Below are 24,095 nucleotides of genomic sequence, written 5' to 3'. Positions count from 1 at the left end.
CCACCGATGGCGCGAACCTCGGGTGGTCGCGACGAAACGCGGTCGGCAGCAGCGGATGGGTCCGCTTGCGTTCAGTCTGCCAGGTCAGTCGAGAGTAGGCAGGTACATCTCGAACCGATCGAACTCCGGTTGCGCCGTGGCGACTTCCACAGCCGCCGCACCGACGGCGTTGGCCGCCCGCAGCGCGCGCTCCGGTTCGAGTCCGCTGGTCAGGCCGATGGTCAGCGCCGCGCAGTAGGCATCTCCGGCACCGACGGTGCTCACGGGATTCGCGGGGACCGCCTCGGCGAAGGCGATCTGCTCACCTCTCTGCAACAGTGCCGACCCTTCCGCCCCGTAGGTGACGGCCACGAGCTTCGCGGTCTGCAGCTGCGGCAGCTGGGAGTACTCGCATTCGTTGACGATGATGAGGTCGGCACGGTCGACCACCTCGGCGGGCAGTTGAAGGGCGGGAGCCGCATTGACGGCGAGGAACCCGGGCACATGGTTCGCGAGCTCGACGATGAGATCGAGGGAGATCTCGAGTTGAGTGAGCACGGCCTCGTCGGCCCGGAATTCGATACCGTCGAGGCTGACCTCGGCATTCGCTCCTTCGCAGACGGCGATCTGATTCTCACCGTGGGCGTCGACCATGATGAGCGCGGTCCCGGTCTCGGCGGTCGCCTCGGCGATGTCATCGGTATCCACCCCGGCGGCGCGGAGGGCCTCGAGCATTGCCCTGCCGTCGGAGTCTGGGCCGACCGCACCGATCATGCGGGTCCGCGCACCGAGGCGGGCGGCAGCGGCGGCCTGGTTCGCCCCCTTACCGCCGGGAGAACGGGACAGTCTGCCTCCTCCCACGGTCTCGCCGGCGGCGGGAAGTCGGGAAGTGGTGGCGGTGATATCGGCGTTGATGCTGCCGACGACCGTCAGGGAGCAGTCGATGGTCATGGCCCCATTATCGACGATCGAAAGAGGGCGGATCGACGACGATTGTCGGCGATCGGAATCGGGCGGGTGTTGGCAAAACGTGGGCACACAGCGAACATGAGAGAAGCCCCGCGATCCATCTGCACAGATCACGGGGCTTCCCGATCGGGGTGAGTAACGGGACTTGAACCCGCGACATCCGCGACCACAACGCGGCGCTCTACCAGCTGAGCTATACCCACCACATGCGCTGCGCCTTCAGGCGCAGACAGCAAGATACATCTTAACCGCACCCGCCTGACCCGGGCAAACCAGAACCGCCCCTTCGGCTCGATGAGACGCAGATCTCATTACATGCAACGATTCAGTAGCGATCTATAACGGTTTCGGAAAACTGGTAGGAGCGACCCTCGACATTCATTAGTATTGACTCGGCCCTGTCCTCGATAGATGTCAAGGAACCCTGTACATGCCTCGTGCGTTGATCTCCGTCTCCGATGACGGGTTCACCTACACCACCCTCAACGGGGCGACGAGTCGCTATTCGGACACCGGACAGGCCATCTCCTACCTCGGCGACTATGCCAAGGAGACCGCGACTCCCCTGACCGTGACGATCGACGACGGTACGAAGACGACCGAGATCGGCATCGATGTGAATGGCCGAGTCGGGGCGGTTCCCAAATACAACACCGGCGCCGAGGAGGTCGCGGACGAATCATCGACCGCTTCGTCCGCGCATGGTTCGGCTGAGACGGCCGGACAACCGGACGACGCCGACCAGAACACAGGCGGCGAGAACACGAACGGCCAGAGCACACACGGCCAGTCCGCCAGCGGGCAGAACGGCTTCGCAGCCTATGACGACTCATCAGGGTCGAACGGCGACAGCTACCCGATGGGCACTCCGTTCTCCGGACCGGCCGCACCGGCCACGCCGACAGTGAAGAAGACACCGGTGCGCAAACGGTCGACACGCAACCGTCCGCAGCGACTGAAGAAGATCACCATCCCAGGACTCGTGCTCATCGGTCTGGCGATCCTTATGATCGGCGCCTTCGTCGTTCCCAATATCGTCCCCGTCGACTCCCCCGATACCCCGCAGACGATCGGTTCGGAGCAGCAGGTCAACCCCGCCTCCGAACTCTCCGTCGACAATACCCAGGACATAGTTCCCAGCTACGACAACTCCCCCACGTGGGAAGCCGAGGTGCCCAAGCGCGCCTCGGTGACAGCCTCCGATCGCGGCGTGCTCCTCGTCAACGACAACCGCCTCGAAGTCCTCGACGCCGACACCGGCAAGTCCCGGTACAAAGCCAAGATCGATCAGTCCCCGACCTTTGCCGTCGATACCGTCATCGACGGCCGCCCGGCCCTGCTGTGGCAGTCGGGCAATACCGCCGAGGCGCTCTTCGACGGGGAATCGAAGCCGAAGACCTACCAGTTGCCGGAGAAAGCCCGCATCACCTCCGCAGGCAAGAGCGTGCTCATCAAGTCGGGCAACAAGCTCTCGACCTTCGGCGCCGAGGGCCTGGAAGACGTGCCCACCCCGCAGGCCGGCTCGACACCGATGGCCATCGACGATGATGAGATCTTCAGTTCGGACTGGAACGGTCCGGTCACAGCGAAGAACATCAAGTCCGGCGACGAACGCAGCATCAAGCTCGAAAGCCCCGGTGACGAACTGAAGATCATCGACTGGATCTCCGCTGGCCACGGCAAGGCGATCACGTTGTGGGGCGAACAGGGCGCTTCGACGAACTCGGGTCACAGGATCCAGCTCGTCGTCCACTCCCTCGACGACGGGTCGATCCTCTCGACTGTGACCACGACAACTGACATCGTCGGCGAGAAGTCCTGGGTGCGCGGGCAGGCGGGAGAACGCGCCTATATCGGTCCATATCTCTTCGACCTGGAGACGGGTCTGCTGCTGATGGACGTCTCCAGCCGTGATATCCATCTCTCCGAACCGCGCGGATCCATCGTGCCCTGCACGATGGACACGAGCACCTCGTGCCTGCTCGCCGGCAAACAGGCGTTCAAGACCGATACCGACCTGCTGGCGGTCGTCGACAAGGGCAACGAGGCCCTGGTGCTCGGTGACGACTCGACCGTTCGCGCATATCCGAAGAAGTCAGAGACGCAGGATCGCTGATTCCGCGCCACGGCGAAACACGCCTACGGCTTTAACACATCTGGCCGAGACATTAAGATAGTGCCCGATGTGTCTGAACGTCATGTCCCCTTGACCCAATGAAGTCGGAATCCCCACCGCGAAGGAACGTAGTGCCAGTCTCACACAGGTTCAGCCGCAGAGCCGCCGCAATCGGCGCCGCGCTTGCCCTGGCAGCACTACCTATCTCGGCGACGTTCACACCTGCATTCGCGCAGCCGAGTCCGACCCCCACGGCCGAAGCCAGTTCGAACGCGGAGGCAGGTGCTTCCGCCGGAGCAGATTCCGATTCCGGCGATGACGCTGGTTCAACTGCTGACGGCACCAATGGTGCCGACGCGGATTCGAGCAGCGCCGAATCCGAGGGAGGGGCCGACAGCGGCCCCGATCCGGGTCCAACCGAAGACGGTGACAAGGCCTGCAAGGATCAGGAGTGGACCTCGGACGAACCGTGCGCGATCGAGGGCGAACTCACCGCCAAGTGGCAGATGATCGGCAATCAGCTGTCCGTTCCGAAGAACAATCAGGAAAACCCTGAAGGCACCTTGCCGGAGAGTTGGGTCGGAAAGACTTTCAAGGCACCGGAACAGTCGATGAAGCGCATTCCGGCACAATCGTCCGCCGACGACAACGCTGATTCGGGCACGAGTGATTCGGACACCGACGACAGCGGACAGTCCGTTGCCGAGGCGACCGCTGAAGCAGCACCCACAGTGTACTTCTTCAACAGCGACGGCAAGGTCGTTGCCAAGGGCCAGGCCGACCCGATGGACTTCAAAGAGTTCGCGCCTTCCGGACCCGACCCTGAATGGACGTTTGAGGTCAAAGACGGGACGATCGTCGTCACCGATGGGCAACCCTATCCCGACAACGAGGACGGGGCCGACGCATCCACCGACCCCGACGGCTCCACGCCGGACGATTCGGAGACCGGCACCGAAAAGGATGGGACGGCAGACAGCGATCCCTCTCCAACAGCGGATGGGTCGACCTCATCCGAAGGTGCCGAGGCAGACAGTGACCCGGACGGCGGCAAGACCGCCAGCAAGGACGGCGCCACCTCCGACGACGGCTCTGCGAACGACCGCGGGGCCGGCAAGGACGGGTCGTCTGCGGACAGCGACACCTCAACGGACAGCACCACCTCGACCGATGGCTCCACCTCATCGGATTCGGGATCGAAGGGTCGCGCGAACACCTCGGGTGACAAGGACTCCGACGGCCGAGAATCTGACGCCGACACCGGCTCAGGCTCGGACGGCTCACGCGGCAGCGATTCCGACAGATCGGGCTCCGATTCGGACTCCGGCGACGATGACGAGAAGGAATCGGACAAGGATGGTTCCGGCTCGTCGATCGGAGCCTCTGATGCCGACGGCACCACCCCGGACCCGTCGAACGGCAACGGCTCCCCCGATGATGAGCGCGAGACCATTCCCGGCAACGCTGGTGACGAATGGCTGCCCGGGGATGACGAGGATACCGAAACCCCTGACTACTCGGACCCTGTGCCTCGCAACCCCGACGAGCCTGCGCCCAAAGACGATACGGACCTCATCACGGGTGGCGATCAGCCGTCCCCGCGAGCCAACCAGAATCCGGCGACCTCGTTCGGCGAATCCATCATTTCCACGATCGTCAGCTCCTGGCCCATCTTCGTCCTCGCCGCCTCCGGAATGGCCGCGGTCGGGTTCATCATCTACCTCATGGGACGCCGCAGAAAACAGGAGTGAGGCCGCGTGGGCCTCTTCGACTCCGAACTGCGAGTCATCGCCGCTGCCGAGCAGCTCGTTAGCGGACTCGGCAGCGATGACAACCACACCGTTGCCGCTGCCGCGATGGACGCTACGGTCGCATCCACACCGGCGTCAACGTCTTTCACTTCACCGGCGGACCCTGCGCGGAACTCGTCGTGATCGGTGCCGCCGCGGCAGCGAACGCCGGACCCCTGGTCACGATCGCAGCGGTTGGCGACCGGAACCGCGGTGTGCTGGCCCCGTGCGGACGCTGCCGTCAGGTCATCCTCGACCTCCATCCCGATGCGCTCGTCGTCGTGCCCGACGACACCACGGGCCAGACGTCGATTGCCCCGATCCCCGCCCTGCTCCCCCACTCCTATCGGCACCCGGATTCTGATCCCAAACGGCTACTGAGGTTCCACGCTAGATACTTCGAGGCCGTCGCGGACGGGACGAAGACGCTGACGGTGCGGTGGAACGAAGGCCACTGCACGGGTCCGGCTCTGGCGTACTTCGAGAACACCGCGCATGGCACGCTCCCCGTGGAAGTCGCCTCGGTGATGGTGAAGCGACTCGACGAACTGCGACCTGAGGATCTCGACCTCACCCGCCCGAGTGGATTGGAGCGGTATATCGCCAATCTCCGCGGTCACTACCCGACCATGCCCGCGGACGCGAGCGTCGAGATCGTAAGATTCCGTCGAACCGCGGCCGATATCTGACACTCACAGTGCCCAGCCGCTAAGCTGGACAGCGAAGCACTGTGGCACAAGGTCACAGACGCAGCAAAGCATTCTCGACCGGGAGGACTCGACCCGATGACTGACAACGTCTACACCTCAGATGTGACCGTCGACCAGGCGACAACCGCGCAGCTCGCGGAGTCGATCCGACTGCGCGAGGAGCGCATCGCCGAGAACATCGACGAGCTCGTCGGCCGCATCCACCCGAAGGTGCTGGCGACGCGGGCAGTCAACAAGGCGAAGTCCGAGGTCGTCGAGGAAGACGGCTCCCCCAAGCCCGAGATCATCGCACTCGGTGCCGGTGCCGTCCTCGGTGTGGCCGCCCTCATCGTCGGACTCTCCGGTCGCAAGCGTGGCTGATGCCGCACTACCGATCCGGATGCTCCATGACCGGATCCTGCTCGAACCCAGCGCGGAAGCCGGGGAACGCAAATCCTCGGCGGGCATCGTCATTCCCGCCACCGCCAGCATGGGCAGACGCCTCGTGTGGGGCAAGGTCGTAGCGGCGGGCCCCCATGTGAGGCAGGCCAACCTCGGCGATACCGTCCTCTACGATCCCGAGGAACTCGCCGAGGTGGAGCTCGAGGGACGCGCGTATGTGCTGTTGCGCGAACGCGACGTCCACGCGATCTCCGAACCGGCCGAACAGTCGAGTTCCGGAATGTATCTCTGAAGTGCCTCCGGGCATCGAGGGCGAATCCGGTGCGGTGGAGGGACTATTGATCAGTGGGTTCCGGGTCGCCGGATTCGCGGGCAAAGGGACTCTGACCAGGGGCTTGCGACCTTCATCACAAAACTGAATATGGGCCGATCTCGGTTTGCATGATCGGTCGACACCTGAGTAATATTAATTCTCGTTGCACAGCATGTGCGGCAAGCACCTCTAGCTCAATTGGCAGAGCAACTGACTCTTAATCAGTGGGTTCCGGGTTCAAGTCCCGGGGGGTGCACAGCATAGAGAGAACCGCCTTCGACTTCGGTCGGAGGCGGTTCTTTCGCATTCACACCATCTGCCGGTGGGGTTCTGTTTCCGGCGAGGAGCATTCGCCTGCGGGATTTGCCAATAGCCCAACTGGGGGTGAGCAGCCCATGCTTGAAACTGGGCTGCTCACCTCGGAGTGGGCTATTGCGGGATTCCGGCCGGGCCGCTCATGGCATACGGCTTGCCGCCCCGCGGCTCAGTCCTGGCCGGCGCGGGCGTAGGCGCCGAGCACCTGGCGCTCGGAATCACCGAGGTAGGCGCCGAGGATCTTCGCCGCAGCCACCGGCCCCTCCGTGCGGTAGATCTCGACGACTTCCTTGTTGCGGCCGATGAACGGCGCATGGAGGAAGTCGAGGACCTCGACCTTGAGGAATGCCAACCGCAGCTCGGCGAGCACATTGGAGAACGACTGCATCAGCCGCCTGCTGTCCGAGAGCGAGACGACGGCATTGTGGAACTCCATGTTCGCCGTGCCGACCTCCAGCCAGTTCTCTTCGGCAGCGAACTTCTCGGCGGCTTCGACGGCCGCCTCCATCCTCACGGCGTTCGGGTGATTGCGCGGAGCGTGCTCGAGCACCGAGCACTCGACATGATGGCGCACCCGGTAGATGTCGACGACATCGGCGGTGCTCGGTGACGCCACTGAGACGCCTCGGTGCGGGATATGCGTGACCAGGCCCTGCTCCCCGAGGACCCGGAACGCCTCACGCAGAGTATTGCGCGACACATCGAATTCCTTCGCCAGCGCGGTTTCGGACAGCCGCTCACCGGGGCGCAGCTCTCCAGCGATGAGGCGGTCAGTGAGCCTGTTGACCAGGGACGAATCGTGATTCACCTCTCCATCCTACTGAAACAGCACCCCGAACTCCCATCCGTCCGTCGACAAAGCGACGAAGAAAAGTGTGACCCCCGTCTATGTTTGTTGAACAATGAGTGCTAGATTGTTTACCACTTCACGTGTGCCAGGACACAGACATCGCTGTTCTCACCCCATCGGCGCACACGAAGGAACAATTGACCACCAGACAGTCGGAGACTCCCATGTCACACGCACCGGAATCCCAACCGCCGGAATCCTCTTCTACGGATGGGGCCGCCTCGGGCCTTGACAATGCCAAGAGCGAAATCGGATCCAAGATCAGCCGCAGCGCGATCATCGGCGCCATCTTCCTCATGGCCACCTCGGCGATCGGTCCGGGCTTCATCACCCAGACAGCCACATTCACGGCTCAGATGGGTGCGGCCTTCGCCTTCGCGATCTTCGCGTCGATCCTCATCGACATCGCCATCCAGCTCAATATCTGGCGAATGGTGACCTCCTCGGGCAAACGCGCAGCCCAGCTGGCCTCCTCGGCAGTGCCGGGATCGGGCATCCTCCTGTCCGTCCTGATCGTCGTCGGCGGACTGGCCTTCAACATCGGCAATATCGCCGGTGGCGGCCTCGGCCTCAATGCGCTGCTGGGCATCGACCCGAAGCTCGGCGGACTGCTCACCGGCGTCCTGGCGATCGGCATCTTCCTGTTCAAACGCGCCGGAAAGGTCGTCGACGCCGTCGTCCTCGTCCTCGGCGTCGGGATGATCATCCTCACCTGTGTCGTCGCCATCGTCTCGAACCCGCCGGTCGGTGAGGCGATCAAACAGTCGTTCGTGCCCGACACCATCAACTTCGCCACCGTGACGACGATCGTCGGCGGCACCGTCGGCGGCTACATCACCTACTCCGGTGCCCACCGCTATCTCGACTCGGGCAAGACCGGCCCGGAGAATGCCGGTTCTGTCATGCGCTCGGCTCTGTCGGGGATCCTCGTCACCGGTGTCATGCGCTACGTCCTCTTCCTCGCCATCCTCGGCGTCGTCGCCTCCGGCGTCGCTCTCGACCTCGACTCGAGCGTGGCCAACCCCGCCGGTCAGGCCTTCGCCGCAGTCCTCGGCGATGCGGGAATGCGCATCTTCGGCGCGATCTTCTGGGCCGCGGCTCTGAGCTCGGTCATCGGCGCCGCCTACACCTCGGCGACGTTCCTCTCGGCGTTCTCCAAACGCCTCGAAGGCGGCTGGCCGCTGCAGCTGGCGACGGTGTCCTTCATCGTCGTCTCGCTCGTCGTCTACCTCGTCCTCGGCACGGCACCTGCCACACTGCTCGTCTTCGTCGGCGGCTTCAACGGGCTCATTCTGCCGATCGGTCTGACGATCTTCATGTACATCGGCTGGTTCAGGCCGCGCCTGCTGCGCACTGATTCGTACCCGAAGTGGTTGCTCATCATCGGCACCGCGGCAACACTGGTCACGTGGTACACGGCCACACAGTCCATCGGCCCCATCTTCGCCATGATCGGAATCGGAGGGTGACATTGTCTGTCAACAGCGAACTGAGAATCGACCTCAACTCTGACCTCGGGGAGAACGTCCCCGACCGTGTCGTCAGTGACGATGCCGCCATGCTCGGCCTCGTCACCAGCGCCAACGTCTCCTGCGGGTTCCATGCCGGCAACCCGGAAGGCATCCGCGCCACCGTCGACGCCGCCACGAAGGAAGGTGTCGTCATCGGGGCCCACCCCGGATACGACGACTACGAGGGCTTCGGCCGCCGCGCCCTCGACGTGCCCGCCGCCACTCTGCAGGCCCAAGTCGAATACCAGATCGGCGCGCTCATCGGCCTGACCACAGCCGTCGGCGGAACCGTCTCCTACGTCAAACCCCACGGCGGTCTCTACAACGCGATCGTCCACGATGAGGCGCAGGCGAAGGTCGTCGTCGACGCGATCACAGCCATCGACGACTCGTTGGTCTTCCTCGGACTCGCCGGCAGCGTGGCCAACCGCGTCGCCGCCGAGGCGGGACTGACCGTGGCCGCCGAGGCTTTCGCCGATCGGTCCTACAACCCCGACGGCTCCCTGGTCTCCCGGTCGGAACCGAACGCTGTCCTCCACGACCCAGAGGCCGTGGCCGCCCGCGTCCTGCGCCTCGTCCAGACCGGACAGGTCGAAGCCGTCGACGGCACCCTCGTCGACGTCGACGCGCAGTCCATCTGCTTCCACGGCGACAGCCAGGGATCCATCGACATGGCCCGGGCCGCCCGTGATCTCCTCGAATCCGAAGGCGTCACGATCGCCGCCTTCGCCGGAGCCGGACGATGAACACTGCCACCACCAGCACATCTGCCATGGACACGATGCGGGCTGCGGGTGCGGAAGCCCGCGCACGCATCCGGGCAGGATTCGACGGTCCCACCTCGGGGATGGCACCGGGACTCGTCCAGGCGAACCTCATCTCCGTCCCCGCGGACTGGGCCTTCGACGTTCTCCTCTTCACCCAGCGCAACCCGAAGCCGTGCCCGGTCGTCGACGTCCTCGAACCCGGACAGCTGGCATCCGCACTCGCCCCGGGCAGCGATATCCGCACGGACATTCCCGGATACCGGATCTGGGAGAACGGCGCCCTGACCGACGAGGTCACCGACGCCACTTCAGTCTGGGAGCAGCATCCGGACCTCGTGTCCTTCCTCATCGGCTGCTCATTCACCTTCGAAAACGGCCTCACCGAAGCGGGCATCCCGATCCGCCACCAGGAGGCCGGTCGCAACGTGCCGATGTACCGCACGTCGACGGCCTGCCGTCCCGCCGGCCGGATCAGCGGAGACATGGTCGTGTCCATGCGCCCGATCCCGGCCTCCCAAGTCGCCGAGGCAGTGCGCATCACCGACCGCTTCCCCGCCGTCCACGGTGCACCGATCCACATCGGCGAACCCTCCCAGATCGGCATCGATGACCTCGGCGCCCCGGATTTCGGTGATGCTCCGGCCATCGAAGACGGCGACATTCCCGTCTTCTGGGCCTGCGGAGTCACTCCACAGGCAGCCATCCAGGCGTCGAGAATCCCCTTCGCGATCACCCACTCACCTGGGAAGATGTTCATCACTGACGAACCGGAAGACACCTACCGCCAATGACCTCGACACCTCCGGCCGACTCCCTGACCTTCCACACCGCCTCCACGCGCCACCTCCTCGTCGAATGCGCGGACCTGGGCACGACGATGGCCCTGCACCACAGTCTTGAAGCCGCCGATCTGCCCGGCGTCACCGAACTAATCCCCGCCGCCCGAACAGTGCTGATCAGTTTTGATCCCGCACGCACGAACGCCGAGATCCTCGCCGAGGCAGTGCGCGGGCTCGGGCACACCGAGTCGGCCTCGGATGCGGCCCGTGAGGTGACGATCGATGTCCACTACGACGGGGACGACCTCGCCGAGGTGGCCGACCTCCTCTCTGTCTCCCCCGCCGAGGTGATCAAACGCCACCAGGCCGCAACCTGGCAGGTCGCGTTCGCCGGGTTCGCCCCCGGCTTCGGCTACCTCGCCGGCGACGACGAACTCTTCAACGTTCCCCGCCGCTCGTCCCCACGCACGCGAGTGCCCGTGGGATCGGTGGCATTGGCCGGCGAGTTCACCGGCGTCTACCCCCGCTCCTCCCCCGGCGGCTGGCAGCTCATCGGACGCACCGATGCGAAGCTGTGGGACCTGGACCGGGAACCACCGGCCCTGTTCGTACCCGGCACGATCGTGAAATTCGCCGAGGCGGGGCGCGAGACCGTCGAGGTCGCGGGCTCGAGTGCGGGGTCAGGTTCGTCAGGTGCGGCAGGTTCGTCAGGTGCGGCAAGTTCGGCGTCGGATTCTGCGGTGGATTCAGCAGCGGATTCGGCGTCCGATTCGGCGGCTGCTGCCACCCACTCCCTCGAGGTGCTGCGTCCCGGGCTGCAGCTGCTCGTCCAGGATCTCGGTCGCCCCGGTTTCGCTTCGATGGGAGTCTCCGCCGCCGGTGCCGCCGACCGCACCGCGTTGACCACCGCCAACCGTCTTGTCGGCAATGCCGAAACCGCGGCCGGGCTGGAGAGCTTCGGGGGCGCAGTGCTCCTGCGCTCCACGGGTGACGGCGTCGCCGCTGTCACCGGGGCCACCGGAGCGATCACCGTGACCGCTGCCGATGGCACGGTCCTCACGCCCCGCCTCGGCGAGGCCTTTGCCCTGGCCGACGGGGACGAACTCGAGCTCGGACCAACCGAGCGCGGAGTCCGCCGCTACCTCGCCGTGCGCGGTGGAATCGCTGTCGAGACGGCTCTCGACAGCAGCTCCGCCGACACCCTGGCCGGGCTCGGTCCGGCCGCCGTGGACAAAGGCACCACGGTGGGAGTGCACGATCCGCGGACGGCGCCCCACCTCGTCGATCCCAATCCCACGCAGCCAAGGGATCTTCCCCAGGCGGGTGAGACCGTGATGCTGAGCGTGACGCTGGGACCGCGCGAGGATTGGTTCACCGAGGCCGGGATCGAGACTCTGCTGTCACAGGAGTGGACGGTCACCCACGAATCCGACCGGGTCGGACTGCGCCTGAACGGTGAGGTTCCACTCGAACGTGCCCGAACCGGAGAGCTGCCCAGCGAAGGCGCGGTCACCGGTGCCCTGCAGGTTCCGCCGAACGGTCAGCCGGTGCTCTTCGGACCCGACCATCCGCTCACCGGCGGCTATCCGATCATCGCCAGCGTCGATGATGTCGACCTCGCCGCGCAGCTGCCTCCCGGCGTGAAGCTGCGCTTCACCACCTCTGCCCGACCGACGTCGAACGCCCACCCGGCCGAGCCGTCCCGCACCGCAGCAGGATCCCGCACCAACGAGAACGAAGGCTGAACAATGTCGAGAATCCTCATCGCCAACCGCGGCGAGATCGCCGTCCGCATCATCCGCGCCTGCGCCCAGCACGGGCACACTTCGGTGGCTGTCTACGCTGATCAGGACGCCGACGCCATGCATGCCCGGTTCGCAGACGAAGCGTTCGCTCTGCCTGGGACGACAGCGGGTGACACGTACCTCAACATCGATGCGATCCTCTCCGCAGCGAAGTCCGCCGGTGCCGATGCCGTCCACCCCGGGTACGGATTCCTGTCCGAGAACGCCGATTTCGCCGCCGCCGTCGAAGCCGCCGGCCTCATCTGGATCGGTCCGACCGCGGACACGATCACGGCCCTCGGCGACAAGGTCACGGCCCGTCAGCTCGCGCAGAAGGTCGGCGCTCCCCTGGCACCGGGCATCGACCGTCCCCTCGAGAACGCGGCCGAGGTCGAGTCCTTCGCCGCCGAGGCGGGACTGCCGATCATCATCAAAGCCGCCCACGGTGGCGGCGGACGCGGAATGAAGATCGTCCACGAGCTGTCCGAGGTAGCCGGTGCCTTCGAATCGGCGACCCGTGAGGCCGTCGAGGCTTTCGGTAGGCCCGAGTGCTTCGTCGAGAAGTTCCTCGAGCGTCCCCGCCATGTCGAGGTCCAGATCGTCGGCGACGGTCAGGGTCGGGTCGTGGCCGTCGGTGACCGCGACTGCTCCGCTCAGCGGCGCAATCAGAAGCTCATCGAGGAAGCACCCGCCCCGGGACTGACGGATGAGCAGCGTGAGCGCCTGCACCGTTCGGCCGAAGCCATCTGCGCCGAGGTGGACTATCGCGGTGCCGGCACCGTCGAGTTCCTCCTCGCTGCCGATGGCACCATGACGTTCCTCGAGGTCAACACCCGACTGCAGGTCGAACATCCCGTCACCGAGGTGACCTCAGGGGTCGATCTCGTCGCCGAACAGTTCCGCATAGCCTTCGGACAGGGACTGTCGCTTGAGTCGACCCCGCAGCCGGTCGGTCATGCGATCGAGCTGCGCATCAACGCCGAGGATCCCGGCCGCGGCTTCCTGCCGACTCCGGGACGCATCGATGTCCTCGACGTGCCCGGGGGCCTCGGCGTGCGATGGGATTCCGGTGTGCGTGCCGGTGACACCGTACAGCCGGCCTTCGATTCCCTCTTCGCGAAGCTCATCGTCCACGGTCCCGACCGCGAGCAGGCGATCGCGCGCACCGTGACAGCGGCGAAGGAACTCCATGTCGAGGGTCCGGCCACGGTGGTGCCGTGCTCCCTGGCGATCCTCACCGATGAGGCGTTCACCGGTCTCGGCGTCGACGGTGTCGACGGCATCCACACGCAGTGGATCGAGGCCGAGCTGCTGCCGCGCTTCGAGACTCAGGACCGCCCGGCCCCGGTCGCCGATGGCGAGATGCAGCGGATGTCGATCGAGATCGATGGGAAGCTCACCACGATCGGGCTGCCCGCCGGACTGCTCGCTGCCCTCGGCTCGGTCGGTGGGACCGGTCAGGGCGGCACGGGTCAAGGCGGCGAGGTCGGTGGCGCCGGAAACGGTGGAGCCGCCTCGGCGAGTGCCGGGGATGTCACCGCTCCTGTGCCGGGCAGCCTAGTGGACTTCCTCGTCGAAGACGGCGAGCAGGTGGCGGCCGGTGACGAGGTCGCTGTGCTCTCGGCGATGAAGATGGAGACCCGGGTCGAAGCCCCGGTCGCGGGAACGCTGCGCCAGGTCGCGGCGGTCGGCGACGTCGTGGCGGTCGGGCAGGCCATCGCACGGGTCGACTGAGACGGCGGGCTGCCTCGGCGAAAGGATCGGTCGAGGTGACTGCGTGCATCGGTCGAGGCATCGGGCTCGGCAACGGAATAGAGTGGTGGTCAGCAATGGTTGTCCATCATGGAGACCACCCCAATCAGGAGGAGCATTCATGTCACGTCTGTCGGTCGGCGACACCGCCCCGGAGTTCACCCTCGTCAACCAGGACGGGAAGTCCGTCAGCCTCAGCGATTTCCGAGGTCAGCGGGTCGTCGTGTACTTCTACCCCGCCGCTATGACCCCGGGCTGCACGACCGAGGCCTGCGATTTCCGGGACTCGCTGTCGGCACTCAAGGCCGCCGGAATCGCCGTCGTCGGCATCTCCCCGGACAAGCCGGAGAAGCTGCAGCAGTTCATCGAGAAGGAAGGTCTCAACTTCGACCTCCTCTCCGATGAGGACAAGACGATGATGACCGAGTGGGGTGCCTTCGGCGAGAAGAAGAACTACGGCAAGGTCGTCCAGGGCGTCATCCGCTCGACCGTCGTCGTCGATGCCGAGGGCAAGGTCGAACTCGCCCAGTACAACGTCAAGGCCACCGGGCACGTCGCCCGCGTGCGCAAGGAGCTCGGCATCGACGCTGCCTGAGTCTGCTGCAACTTGAGCGTCGGGCGGGCTGAACTGCCCGTGCTCAACGTGAGCATCGGGGCGGTCCGAGTTTTCAACAACTCGGGCCGCCCCTGCTAATCTTGAGGACGTTGCGGCCGCGAGGGTGGCCGCTTCAGCGCGAGTGGCGGAATTGGTAGACGCGCTGGATTTAGGTTCCAGTGTCTTCGGACGTAGGGGTTCAAGTCCCCTCTCGCGTACCGCGGTCCCCGGCGCGAAAGTCGAGAGGCTTCCGCGCCGGGGACTTTTCTGTCGTCACTTCTGTACGCGAACAGACGCGGAGAACGTAGTGTGGTCATTGGTGCACCGAACCTAGTGAGAGGACTGCCGATGACGACGTCCCCGGCCCCGACGATCCGCCCCACCGCTCCCGCCGACGAGGCCCGGTGGAAGGAGCTCTTCCGCGCCTACCGCGAGTTCTACCGACTGGAGCCCTCCGAGGAGATCGTCTCCCGCGTGTGGTCGTGGCTGACCGACTCCGCCCATGAGTGCCAGGGACTCGTCGCCGAGGCGGACGGATCGATCGTCGGAATCGCCGACTATCGTCGTTTCTCGCGTCCCTCGACAGGCAGCGTCGGCATCTGGCTCGACGATCTCTTCACCGATCCCGAGGCGCGCGGCCGAGGTGTCGGTCGTGCATTGATCTCCCGGCTGCAGATGATCGCCGCGGCCGAAGGCTGTTCGGTGGTCCGGTGGATCACCGCCGATGACAACGCTCAGGCTCAGGTGCTCTATGACGATGTCGCAGCGAAGACGAACTGGCTCACCTACGACGCGAAGCCGACGGAGTCGTGAGCACTGAGTTGCCGAGTGAGGAGAGGCCGAGCTCGGTGGAGCCGGAAGAACAGGCAAGCTCAGCGAACGCCGGTGCTGACCGCGAGGTGCTGTTGTGCTGCCTGCTGTGGGCGCGCGAAGGACAGGCCGAGGCACTGACAGCCTACGAGAACGGTGTTCTCGCGCTGATCTCCGAGCACGGAGGGCGCGTCGTCAATCGTGCCAAGAGCGACGGGGCCCAGGGGCGTCCCAACGAGGTGCAGTTCTATCGGTTCGAATCCACGGAAGCGCTCGATTCCTACCTCGCAGATCCGCGACGTCAGGCGCAGGCCGCCGAACGCGATCGCGTCATCGCCAGGACGGAGCTGTTCCCAGTCAGCTTTCTTCCGACCGAGTGAGGTCCTGCGCGAAGTGCTGCTGTGCGAGCAGGACCAGCGCCTCGAGCAGCGGTCGGCGCAGCACGCTGCCGAGGACGACTCCGCGGATCCGCTCCTCCAGACTGACTGCGTCGCTGATCGCGTCGAGGTCGGTGCGACCGACGTCTTCAGCGGCCTCGACATAGGCGTCGAGCCGGTCGAGGATCGGAGTCAGGTTCTCCGTAGTCAACATGGCAACCGCGTTCACAGCCGCCCGATAGGCCGGTGACGACTTCGCGCAGTGCCACCCTCGCGCAGTGATCGCGCGGTCGAGTATCGCCGAGGCGGCTGTATCGTCCGTCTCGGCCTCGTCGATGAGCGCGTCCTGGACGACGCCCATCGCTTCGACTTCCGAGGCCTGCCCGTCCACCGCATCAACGACGGCTCGCACCTTCGCCAACGGCAGTCCGGCCACCGACGTCAGCGCCCCGATGAGGTGCAGCCGCTCGAGATGAGTGCGATCGTAGACGGCTTGATTCACGCTTGTCCGTCGTCCCGGCTGCAGCAGTCCTTCGCGGAGGTAGTACTTGATGGTCGGCACGCTGAGGCCCGAACGACGGGACAGCTCCGCCATCCTCATCCCCGACTTCTCCGCTGATTCCTGCATCGTCATCTCCTCCCGGCACTGACAGCAATGTTCGGTGACTGATCTTGCTCGACCCTAGCAGATACCTCTACTATCTATTATGGATAGTATAACTACCTATTAAGAGGAGAGGTCATGGATGCCTTGACTTTGGCTGCGGTCCTCGTCACCGGCTTCGTCGGCTCAGCGGAATTCGGATCGGCCGCCTTGGTTCATCCAGTGATCCGTCAGCTGAGGACGGACGATCAGCTGATCATGGAGAGGGGCCTGCTGAAGACGTTCGGCCGGGTGATGCCGGTGGGGGATGACCGCGGCGACCGCCCTGGCCATCATCATTGCCATCGATGAGCCCAACGCATGGCTGGCATCGGCAGCAATCAGCCTCAGCGTCGCCCTCGTCGTGACGATCATCGGGAACGTCCCGATCAACACCCGGACGGGACGGATCACCGAGGAGACCGCCCCCGAGGGATTCATCGCCATGCGCAGACGGTGGGACGCCTTCCAGATCGTGCGCGCTTCACTGCAATTGCTCGGATTCGTTCTTGTCGCGGTCGGAGCCGTCGGACTCGCCTGAGCACCCGTCAACGTTCATCTCGCCGTCAGGGATGTTCCGGCACGCGCGTCGCAGCACTCTGACCTCTGAGGTTTCAGTCCATCTGTCGCCGGAGTTCGGCGACTCCGCTCCCGGTCAGATCTCTCAGCGCTTCCGGTCGACCGGCCATGGCCATGACGAGGTCGAGGACACGACCGGTCACCTCCAGCCCGCTTCCGGATTCGAAGTCGGCGTCGACAGCACTGAGCTTCAGCCCTTTGACCAGGGTCTTCGAGTTCACGGCGAAGTCCTTAGAGGCGAAGTATCGGGCCACCTCGACGGTCGCCTCGGCGCCAGGGGTCAGGTCGAGTTCCAGTGGTCGTGCGATGTCCTGGCCGTGGACGATGACTTCACCCAGGAAGGCCGGGAAGTCTTTGGTCGGCGCGATAGTCAGTGGGATCGAGCTGTGGAACTTCGCAAGGGTCTCCTCAGGTGAGCCACCGAGACGGCGCTCGAGCAGTCGCGCATTGTGTTTGGCAGGATCGAATCCCGCCCGAACGATGCTGCGGATCCAGGCCCACTTCCCGGTGTTGGCTGCGGCTGTCAGGTGGGCGACGACCTGCTCGACCATCCAGTCTGCACACAGAGTGGCGAGCGCCCACTGCTCCGGTTCGAGCGTGGAGAGCAGATCGGCCAGGCGCGCGCGTTCCGTGTGGATGAGGTCCCAGTATTCGGCTTCGTTCATCTGCTCGTCCCCTGTGATTCGTCGCCCGAGACGCTGACGCACCCCTCGTCTTCTACGTCGAACAGCAACCGGAAGCGTTCGCAGACGACCGGCATCTCGGGCGCGAATCCGCGCCGGCCATGCTCTTGCCAAAAACGCTCATGGATCTCGCGCCAGGCGGCCTGGGTTCGGTCGCCTTCCCCTTCCGAATGGGCATGCTCGGCGGTCACCTCGCAGAACGGAACGATGTCGATCGCCGTGGTTTCGATGAGGGCTCTCGGCCGGCCTCGGCCGTCGAGGATGATGCTCAGTTCACCCACCTCGGGTACGGATTCGTCATCGGCTTCGATGTCCCACAGCGCCGAGGCGGTGCCCGTCTTGGTCCCAGCCAGCACGAGAGCGAGGAGGTCGTCCGCATGCTCGGGAGTCGCGCCGAAGGCCCATGCTTCAGGCATCGCCTCCGGTAGGTCTGGGATGCAGCTGCGGACCCGCACCCAGAACGAGTCGAGTGTGACATCGAGCCTTGCCGTTTGACTCACGACACGGCCTCAAGCCGATGCTTCAGACCTTGGATCAGGCTAGTCAGCCCAAACTCGAAGGACGCCACCGCTGACGAGTTCTCGCCGAATCGAGGATCCAGCGCACCTCGAATCTCCGCAAATCTGTCTCCGGCCGATTCCTGAGTGATGAGGTCGACTGGAGCGACGATGTCCAGAGCGGAACCGAGGACATAGGCTTCAACGGACCGCATCACCGCCACGGTCTGACCCTGCGGCCATCCCCCTCGACGAAGTCCACCGATCACTGAGTCATACATTTCATACGTTGAGAGGTCTCGAATCGAGGTCGTGGCCAGCAATCGGATGAGGTTCGGGTGGTCGGCGAAGGCTCTGAGATACGTCCGGGCCCACAGCTCCAGAGCTCTGTCCCACGGCACGCTCTCCGACGATTCCTCGATCCCAGAAAATACTTGAACGTCGATTCCAGCCACAATACGGGCGCGCATCAATTCGATGAGTTCACCTCGGCCGGAGACATGGTTGTACAGAGAGGACACCTGCCTGTCGACGCGAGCCGCCAGAGTTCGCATCGACAATGACTCTTCGCCGAGGTCGTCGACAAGCGCGAGCGCGGCATCAACCAGCCGATCCTGATTCAATCTCACAGAATGCTCGCTCTCAATTTCGCACTTCCCTACATCTTTCGAGCAGTGTATCGTGTTCCCAGTCACATACGAACACTGTTCGTGTAAACGCCGGTGCGGCCGGCCACAAGCAATGGAGCAGGAGGACGGCAGTCTTGACGACACAGCACTTCCACAACGGCACCATCTGGTTGGGCGCCGGCGCCCAAACTGAGGATTCCCTTGTGGTTCAAGATGGCACTGTCGTTGCCTCTGGTTCACATGCGGTGGCGGCCGTCCTCGATCAAGTTTCGAGCCACGACGGCGCAGAGTTTGAGTCCATCGATCTCGACGGCGGGTTCCTCATGCCGTCCTTCGGCGACGGCCATGCTCATCCGATCTTCGGTGGCATGGAAGCAGAGGGCCCACAGGTGAGATCGTGCACGAGCGTCGAAGAGATCATCGCTGAAGTGAAACGGTACGCCGAGGCTCATCCCGACGACGACTGGATCACTGGTGCCTCATATGACGGCAGCCTCGTACGCGACGGCCTCTTCGACGCCGAATGGCTTGACAGAGCCGTGTCCGACCGACCGGTCGTCCTTCGCGCTTGGGACTACCACACCGTGTGGTGCAATTCTCGAGCATTGGAACTCGCGGGAATCACCGCGGCAACCCCGGAGCCGCAGATAGGCGAGATTCCTCGCCGAGACGACGGCTCACCGCTGGGCACTCTGCGTGAATGGGGTGCAATTGATCTGATCGACGCCGTTCGTCCGCCACACCACGATTCCGTCCGACTTCGCGCTCTCGATCGGGCAGCCGACTATTACCTGGCTCGAGGCGTCACTTGGGTCCAGGACGCTTGGGTGGAGCCAGCCGATGTCGAGACCTATGCGTCCGCCTCTCAGCAGGATCGGCTCAAACTGCGATTCAACCTCGCGTTCTACGCCGATCCCCGCCGCTTCACGCAACAGCTGCCCGAAATGCTTTCTGCGCGCCGAAGGATCGAGGAACTTTCGGATCCGTTCCTGACCGCTCAGACCGTGAAGTTCTTCGCCGACGGAGTCATCGAGAACGAAACCGGTGCGCTCATCGAGCCCTACTGCTCCTCCCTTCACAACCACGGCATGCGAGTCTGGGAAGGAGATTCGCTGGCAGAGGCGGTTCGCGAAGTCGACGCGGCAGGTTTTCAGATCCACATCCACGCCATCGGCGACGCGGCCGTTCGACAAGCATTGGATGCCATCGAGTACACAATCCGGAACAACGAAGCCCGTGATCGACGGCCGGTGATCGCACATGCCCAGATCATCGACTCTGCCGACCTGTCCCGCTTTGCTGAACTCGGCGTCATCGCGAATATGCAGCCTTTGTGGGCTCAGCTCGATGACCTCATGACAGTACTCACCGTCCCCCGGATCGGCAGAGAACGCGCCGTGGCGCAATATCGGATGCGCAGCGTCCTCGACAGCGGCGGGCACCTTGCGTTCGGTTCGGACTGGCCCTGCACTTCAGGGGCGCCGCTCGAGGGTCTCGCCGTTGCCGTGAGCAGACAGACCGATGACGGTGAGCCCGACGGCGGGTGGACTCCCGAAGAGATCCTCGACGTCGAACGCTCTCTCGACGCTTATTCGGCTGCGGTTGCCCACCAAGCATTTGCAGACCAAAGACCCGACGAGTGGGGAGTGATCCGTCCGGGCGCGAGCGCCGACTTCATCGTTCTCGATTCGGATCCTCGAACACTTCTCCCACAGGAACTGTCTGATGCCCCTGTTCGCCGCACATACCTGCGCGGCGTGGCCGTCCATTCGACGGACTGAATCGAAAGGACAATGATGTCCCATTCCAATCACAACGCCACCGCTCAAGACACCTCCCAAACCCACCTGAAACGTGCACTCGGGGTACCTTCACTAGTCTTCTTCGGCCTCGTCTATATGGTTCCGCTGACCGTCTTCACGACTTACGGAATCGTCACCCAGGTCACCGGGGGCCGCGTCCCAGCCGCTTACGTCATCACCCTGCTGGCAATGGTGTTCACCGCGCGGTCATATGCGAAGATGGCTGCCGCCATGCCCTTTGCCGGTTCGGCATACACGTACACGCAGAAGAGCTTCGGAGCTGGAATCGGTTTCGTTGCCGGTTGGGCACTGCTTCTCGACTACCTGTTCCTGCCGATGATCAATTATCTTGTCATCGGCATCTACCTCAGCGCGGCTTTCCCCATGATTCCTGCCTGGGTCTTCGTGGTCTCTGCCATTGTTCTCGTCACGATCCTCAATGTCATCGGAATCGTCTCCGTTGCACGGGCCAACATCGTCATCATCGCTGCTCAAGCAATCTTCATCGTTGTCTTCGCCGCGCTCGGCATCGCCTCATTCACCGGATCCGGTTCTGTCGACCTCACCGCCCCATTCACCGGTGACGGCTCGGCACCCGGATTCTACAATGTCATGGCCGGCGCAGCGATACTGTGTCTGTCATTCCTCGGCTTCGATGCGGTCTCGACTTTGTCCGAGGAAGCCAAGGACGCGAAGAGAGCAGTCCCCCGCGCAATCGTCATCGCCACTGTCACCGGCGGCCTCATCTACATTGTTCTGTCATACCTGGCTCAGCTGGTCTACCCGTCGAATCAGTTCGCCGATGTCGATTCAGGCGCGCTCGACGTCATGGCGGCGGCCGGCGGCGAATTCCTCACCGCCTTCTTCACCGCCGCCTATGTCGCCGGAGCATGCGGCTCAGCTCTGACCTCGCAGGCATCAGTCTCACGCATTCTCTTCGCGATGGGTCGAGACGGCGTGCTCCCGAAAAGCTACTTCGGCCGCTTGTCACCACGCTTTCACACACCCACGATTGCGACTCTCACAGTCGGCGGAGTCTCTCTGCTTGCGCTCGCCGTCGACCTCGCATTCATATCGGAGATGGTCAGCTTCGGTGCTCTGATCGCGTTCTCAGCAGTGAATCTGTCGGTCATCAAACACTTCATCATCGACGAGAAGAATCGTGGTTCACGTGCTGTTCTCAGTTCGATCATTCTGCCGGGAATCGGATTCTGTCTGACCCTGTGGCTGTGGACGAGCCTGTCTCCGCGAACTCTTCTCATCGGCGCCATCTGGCTGGTTCTCGGAGTCGGCTACCTCGCCTTCGTCACACGCGGTTTCCGGAAACCGACACCGATGCTTGATCTCGCTGACTGAGGTCTCCGCACCCAGGCCTTGAAGCCAGCTGTCGATTCGACTGATTCGGCTCAGACTGACCATCGGAGAGGCTCCTCGATCGCCGTGATCGTCGACAGGCTGCCGAGGTGCACGATCGCGTTCGCACCCACGTCACGCGCGACCCCAGCGCACACCTCGTGGTCATCGATGAAGAACACGTCTCCGGCATCTGCACGCATCCGCTCAAGCGCATTCTCATAAGCCTCCGGCTCGGGCTTGAGCAGACCGGTTTCATGACTGCAGAGCATCGGGTCCAAGACCGTAGAATCCGAATCGTCGTTCCTCCTCGGCGCGAGCACCGTCGACCGAGTGCAACAGAATCGCTACGTCGGCGCACGGTCGCAGCACGGATGCATACTCGAACAACTCCGTGTTGAGACGCCCGCGGTGCTCGTCCCACATCTCGCACTCTGTTCGACTTCGGAAATCGAATCAATGAAGTTCTCAATTTCGGGACTACTCGACTTCTGAGACCGCCTGTACGTCCACCCCGTGATTGCCTTCGCCGACTCCGCGTCGTTATATCTAGCGACGGCCCTGTTGAGCGCAGCATCAGCACCGGCACAATCACTGCTCGAAACTGCGGCCGGGATACTGGGATCAAAGTTGTACAGGCGTCACTCCATTTTTCAGAGGATCTCAGCATCTCAATCCGAAATACTGCATCCAACGTGAACGCGACGAGCTACTGCATGAACGACTTCCAGCGACCTTGCCGCCGCTCGAGAACGCGAACCGCTCAGCCCGTAACCGTCTGACCCGATCCACAATGTCCGGGGCGTAACTGCCGTTCGCCTCCGTATCCACCAGCCCTTCGAGCACAACAGCGTATTTCTCGACCGACAGGTTGATACGTCAGCACAAAGCGTCACGCACAGCAACCGTGTGCGTGGTCGTCTCCAGATCGAGGATCAACCGATCAGGCATGGCGAACTCATGCACTGTGCCAGGAGCCATAGATGCCAGTGTGGCATATTGAGACCAGACCATTACGACAGGGCATAAGGGAGCTTCGCAGTGAGGCATGGCTACTCGGCGCACATGATGATCAAAGCCACCGACGACACTGTCGAGCTGTACCACATGGAAGATGTGCAGTGGGCGGAATGGGTGTTGCTCGGCTGGTTCGTAGTTGGTGCCGCCGTAGCGATCTGGTTCCTGACTATCATCATGAAAAGGCAGCACGCATGGTTGCCACTCACTTTGCTCGGAGTGGCTTCAGTCGGTCTGATTGCTGGTGGATTCTTCGTCCAAATGGGTTGGCACGGGTCCTACATTGATGATCAGGGAATATGGGCTTGCCCCTCCGGCCCCAACGCCATGCGGATCACTGAAGCGAACGGGTATCCACTGTCGGATGGGATCGTCCAATGTCGTGCCGACGCGAAGAAGAACGTGGCAGTCGGTGGAGCCATGGCCGGTGCGGGAGTCGCGTTAACTGTCGGATCGGGTGTCTTTCTCAGGCGCCGTGCACCCCGGAATAGAGAGATGGTCGACATATGAACAACCAAACGGTGTACCTTCTGTTTGCTGAACAGACGTCTCCATTCGACCCTGAGGTCAAGATAGATCCGCTGGTCGGCATTTTCACCGATGGGGCCGATTGTCTTCGCCTCCAGAAGGAGCGGCCAGAATACAAAATCAGTTGGGAGGAACGTGAGGTCAAGGATGCGGGTGAGCACACGATCGAGCCCGGTGACACCGTCTACGCTTACCACTACATGGCCACCTATAGACCGACACCAGATGGCGGGGAAGCCATCGAGCTTCTGAGCGACGCCGCCGTCGAAGACATCTACTTCCAAGAAGAGAACGCCCGGAAGAAGCTTGTAGTCGGCGACCTCCAAGTAATCACGGTCGGTGAACTTCGGCTGAAAGGTGATTTTCTGATCATCGAAGGCTAATTGCCTTGTTCGTCCCGAGCGCGCAGGCGATGGCACATCCGGCAGCCATCCAAGCTACCCACACCTGCCATGCCTCAGGCCCTTCAAGAAGCCCAGGAATCAACAGCATCAACACCCCAGCAGACACTGCCAGCCCGAGGATGAAACCAGCCAAAGCACTGTTGTTCGCCATTTCATTCACTC

The 24,095-nt window shown here is 63.6% G+C and carries 29 protein-coding genes and 3 tRNA genes; 22 read left to right on the top strand and 10 right to left on the bottom strand.

Annotated elements, in window-relative coordinates:
• Positions 1-84 precede the first annotated feature (84 nt).
• Both HK108_RS11355 and HK108_RS11350 read right to left on the bottom strand, forming a co-directional pair.
• Complete coding sequence (locus HK108_RS11355) at positions 85-930, bottom strand: ribokinase (protein WP_181271621.1); 846 nt, start codon at positions 928-930, stop codon at positions 85-87.
• Positions 931-1,078: 148 nt separating this feature from the next.
• Positions 1,079-1,151, bottom strand: a tRNA-His gene (locus HK108_RS11350).
• 227 nt (positions 1,152-1,378) lie between these two features.
• On the opposite strand from HK108_RS11350, the gene HK108_RS11345 reads away from it, so the two are divergent.
• From HK108_RS11345 to HK108_RS11320, 7 genes are all read left to right on the top strand, one after another.
• The gene (locus HK108_RS11345; RefSeq protein WP_181271620.1) at positions 1,379-3,064 is read left to right on the top strand and encodes a hypothetical protein; all 1,686 of its coding nucleotides are present in this window, start codon (positions 1,379-1,381) and stop codon (positions 3,062-3,064) included.
• Positions 3,065-3,195: 131 nt separating this feature from the next.
• Positions 3,196-4,815 (top strand): hypothetical protein, encoded by a 1,620-nt coding sequence (locus HK108_RS11340; RefSeq protein ID WP_181271619.1) that lies wholly within the window; start codon positions 3,196-3,198, stop codon positions 4,813-4,815.
• 6 nt (positions 4,816-4,821) lie between these two features.
• A complete protein-coding gene (locus tag HK108_RS18655; protein ID WP_219922334.1) occupies positions 4,822-4,998 on the top strand; it encodes a hypothetical protein in 177 nt (58 codons plus the stop codon).
• The gene (locus tag HK108_RS11335; RefSeq protein WP_219922333.1) at positions 4,995-5,543 is read left to right on the top strand and encodes an ASCH domain-containing protein; all 549 of its coding nucleotides are present in this window, start codon (positions 4,995-4,997) and stop codon (positions 5,541-5,543) included. Before HK108_RS18655 ends, HK108_RS11335 begins: the two co-directional genes overlap by 4 nt.
• Before the next feature lie 96 nt (positions 5,544-5,639).
• A complete protein-coding gene (locus HK108_RS11330; RefSeq protein ID WP_062862037.1) occupies positions 5,640-5,924 on the top strand; it encodes a DUF3618 domain-containing protein in 285 nt (94 codons plus the stop codon).
• Positions 5,917-6,237, top strand: coding sequence for a GroES family chaperonin (locus HK108_RS11325; RefSeq protein WP_039209700.1), 321 nt, complete (start codon positions 5,917-5,919; stop codon positions 6,235-6,237). Before HK108_RS11330 ends, HK108_RS11325 begins: the two co-directional genes overlap by 8 nt.
• A 204-nt stretch (positions 6,238-6,441) precedes the next feature.
• Positions 6,442-6,514, top strand: a tRNA-Lys gene (locus tag HK108_RS11320).
• A gap of 228 nt (positions 6,515-6,742) precedes the next feature.
• Here the strand turns inward: HK108_RS11320 and HK108_RS11315 are convergent.
• Positions 6,743-7,381 carry a GntR family transcriptional regulator gene (locus HK108_RS11315; RefSeq protein ID WP_139908521.1) on the bottom strand — a complete coding sequence of 213 codons (639 nt, stop codon included), beginning with the start codon at positions 7,379-7,381 and terminating at the stop codon, positions 6,743-6,745.
• A gap of 206 nt (positions 7,382-7,587) precedes the next feature.
• Between HK108_RS11315 and HK108_RS11310 the strand changes: the two genes are divergently transcribed.
• The 9 genes from HK108_RS11310 to HK108_RS11270 all read left to right on the top strand — a co-directional run bounded on the left by HK108_RS11310 (position 7,588) and on the right by HK108_RS11270 (position 15,801).
• Positions 7,588-8,892 (top strand): NRAMP family divalent metal transporter, encoded by a 1,305-nt coding sequence (locus HK108_RS11310; RefSeq protein ID WP_181271618.1) that lies wholly within the window; start codon positions 7,588-7,590, stop codon positions 8,890-8,892.
• Between the two features lie 2 nt (positions 8,893-8,894).
• A complete protein-coding gene (locus HK108_RS11305) occupies positions 8,895-9,680 on the top strand; it encodes a LamB/YcsF family protein (protein ID WP_229664095.1) in 786 nt (261 codons plus the stop codon).
• Positions 9,677-10,492: a putative hydro-lyase gene (locus tag HK108_RS11300; RefSeq protein WP_229664094.1), complete on the top strand. Its 816-nt coding sequence runs from the start codon at positions 9,677-9,679 to the stop codon at positions 10,490-10,492. The genes HK108_RS11305 and HK108_RS11300 overlap by 4 nt, the downstream gene beginning before the upstream one ends.
• The gene (locus HK108_RS11295; RefSeq protein WP_181271617.1) at positions 10,489-12,225 is read left to right on the top strand and encodes a 5-oxoprolinase subunit B/C family protein; all 1,737 of its coding nucleotides are present in this window, start codon (positions 10,489-10,491) and stop codon (positions 12,223-12,225) included. Before HK108_RS11300 ends, HK108_RS11295 begins: the two co-directional genes overlap by 4 nt.
• Before the next feature lie 3 nt (positions 12,226-12,228).
• Positions 12,229-13,998, top strand: a complete 1,770-nt coding sequence (locus tag HK108_RS11290; protein ID WP_181271616.1) for an ATP-binding protein — start codon at positions 12,229-12,231, stop codon at positions 13,996-13,998.
• Positions 13,999-14,137: 139 nt separating this feature from the next.
• Positions 14,138-14,611, top strand: coding sequence for a thioredoxin-dependent thiol peroxidase (bcp, locus tag HK108_RS11285; RefSeq protein ID WP_101553572.1), 474 nt, complete (start codon positions 14,138-14,140; stop codon positions 14,609-14,611).
• 136 nt (positions 14,612-14,747) lie between these two features.
• Positions 14,748-14,829 (top strand) — tRNA-Leu (locus tag HK108_RS11280).
• Between the two features lie 130 nt (positions 14,830-14,959).
• A complete protein-coding gene (locus HK108_RS11275) occupies positions 14,960-15,424 on the top strand; it encodes a GNAT family N-acetyltransferase (RefSeq protein WP_139468923.1) in 465 nt (154 codons plus the stop codon).
• Positions 15,421-15,801 carry a hypothetical protein gene (locus tag HK108_RS11270; RefSeq protein WP_229664093.1) on the top strand — a complete coding sequence of 127 codons (381 nt, stop codon included), beginning with the start codon at positions 15,421-15,423 and terminating at the stop codon, positions 15,799-15,801. Before HK108_RS11275 ends, HK108_RS11270 begins: the two co-directional genes overlap by 4 nt.
• Here HK108_RS11270 and HK108_RS11265 read toward each other — a convergent pair.
• Positions 15,779-16,426, bottom strand: a complete 648-nt coding sequence (locus HK108_RS11265) for a MerR family transcriptional regulator (RefSeq protein ID WP_229664092.1) — start codon at positions 16,424-16,426, stop codon at positions 15,779-15,781. The genes HK108_RS11270 and HK108_RS11265 overlap by 23 nt on opposite strands.
• A gap of 114 nt (positions 16,427-16,540) precedes the next feature.
• Here HK108_RS11265 and HK108_RS18890 point away from each other — a divergent pair, with 114 nt between their 5' ends.
• Both HK108_RS18890 and HK108_RS18885 read left to right on the top strand, forming a co-directional pair.
• On the top strand, positions 16,541-16,753 hold the full coding sequence (locus tag HK108_RS18890) for a hypothetical protein (RefSeq protein WP_229664091.1): 213 nt from the start codon (positions 16,541-16,543) through the stop codon (positions 16,751-16,753).
• Complete coding sequence (locus HK108_RS18885; RefSeq protein WP_229664090.1) at positions 16,710-16,982, top strand: anthrone oxygenase family protein; 273 nt, start codon at positions 16,710-16,712, stop codon at positions 16,980-16,982. Before HK108_RS18890 ends, HK108_RS18885 begins: the two co-directional genes overlap by 44 nt.
• A gap of 73 nt (positions 16,983-17,055) precedes the next feature.
• On the opposite strand, the gene HK108_RS11255 is transcribed toward HK108_RS18885, so the two are convergent.
• The 3 genes from HK108_RS11255 to HK108_RS11245 form a co-directional block, all read right to left on the bottom strand.
• Complete coding sequence (locus tag HK108_RS11255) at positions 17,056-17,685, bottom strand: maleylpyruvate isomerase family mycothiol-dependent enzyme (protein ID WP_181271615.1); 630 nt, start codon at positions 17,683-17,685, stop codon at positions 17,056-17,058.
• Positions 17,682-18,119 carry an ASCH domain-containing protein gene (locus tag HK108_RS11250; RefSeq protein WP_139909825.1) on the bottom strand — a complete coding sequence of 146 codons (438 nt, stop codon included), beginning with the start codon at positions 18,117-18,119 and terminating at the stop codon, positions 17,682-17,684. Before HK108_RS11250 ends, HK108_RS11255 begins: the two co-directional genes overlap by 4 nt.
• An 80-nt stretch (positions 18,120-18,199) precedes the next feature.
• Positions 18,200-18,895, bottom strand: coding sequence for a TetR/AcrR family transcriptional regulator (locus HK108_RS11245; RefSeq protein WP_229664089.1), 696 nt, complete (start codon positions 18,893-18,895; stop codon positions 18,200-18,202).
• Positions 18,896-18,963: 68 nt separating this feature from the next.
• Between HK108_RS11245 and HK108_RS11240 the strand changes: the two genes are divergently transcribed.
• Both HK108_RS11240 and HK108_RS11235 read left to right on the top strand, forming a co-directional pair.
• On the top strand, positions 18,964-20,610 hold the full coding sequence (locus HK108_RS11240; protein ID WP_219922332.1) for an amidohydrolase: 1,647 nt from the start codon (positions 18,964-18,966) through the stop codon (positions 20,608-20,610).
• 15 nt (positions 20,611-20,625) lie between these two features.
• The gene (locus tag HK108_RS11235) at positions 20,626-21,987 is read left to right on the top strand and encodes an APC family permease (protein ID WP_181271613.1); all 1,362 of its coding nucleotides are present in this window, start codon (positions 20,626-20,628) and stop codon (positions 21,985-21,987) included.
• A gap of 50 nt (positions 21,988-22,037) precedes the next feature.
• Here HK108_RS11235 and HK108_RS11230 read toward each other — a convergent pair whose 3' ends face one another.
• Both HK108_RS11230 and HK108_RS18880 read right to left on the bottom strand, forming a co-directional pair.
• Entirely contained in the window at positions 22,038-22,265 is a 228-nt protein-coding gene (locus HK108_RS11230; protein WP_139908532.1) for an HAD family hydrolase, read from the bottom strand.
• A 382-nt stretch (positions 22,266-22,647) separates the two neighbouring features.
• Positions 22,648-22,815, bottom strand: coding sequence for a hypothetical protein (locus tag HK108_RS18880; protein ID WP_229664109.1), 168 nt, complete (start codon positions 22,813-22,815; stop codon positions 22,648-22,650).
• Positions 22,816-23,049: 234 nt separating this feature from the next.
• Between HK108_RS18880 and HK108_RS11220 the strand changes: the two genes are divergently transcribed.
• Together HK108_RS11220 and HK108_RS11215 are read left to right on the top strand one after the other, a co-directional pair.
• Positions 23,050-23,511: a hypothetical protein gene (locus tag HK108_RS11220; protein ID WP_181271612.1), complete on the top strand. Its 462-nt coding sequence runs from the start codon at positions 23,050-23,052 to the stop codon at positions 23,509-23,511.
• Positions 23,508-23,912, top strand: coding sequence for a hypothetical protein (locus HK108_RS11215; protein ID WP_181271611.1), 405 nt, complete (start codon positions 23,508-23,510; stop codon positions 23,910-23,912). Before HK108_RS11220 ends, HK108_RS11215 begins: the two co-directional genes overlap by 4 nt.
• Here HK108_RS11215 and HK108_RS11210 read toward each other — a convergent pair.
• Positions 23,899-24,084: a hypothetical protein gene (locus HK108_RS11210; protein WP_181271610.1), complete on the bottom strand. Its 186-nt coding sequence runs from the start codon at positions 24,082-24,084 to the stop codon at positions 23,899-23,901. The genes HK108_RS11215 and HK108_RS11210 overlap by 14 nt on opposite strands.
• Positions 24,085-24,095: the final 11 nt, after the last annotated feature.

The sequence above is a fragment of the Brevibacterium sediminis genome, assembly GCF_013623905.1.
GTDB classification, from domain to species: domain Bacteria; phylum Actinomycetota; class Actinomycetes; order Actinomycetales; family Brevibacteriaceae; genus Brevibacterium; species Brevibacterium sediminis.
Note: the sequence above shows the minus strand (reverse complement) of the source record. Positions and strands in the feature narration are given on the sequence as shown.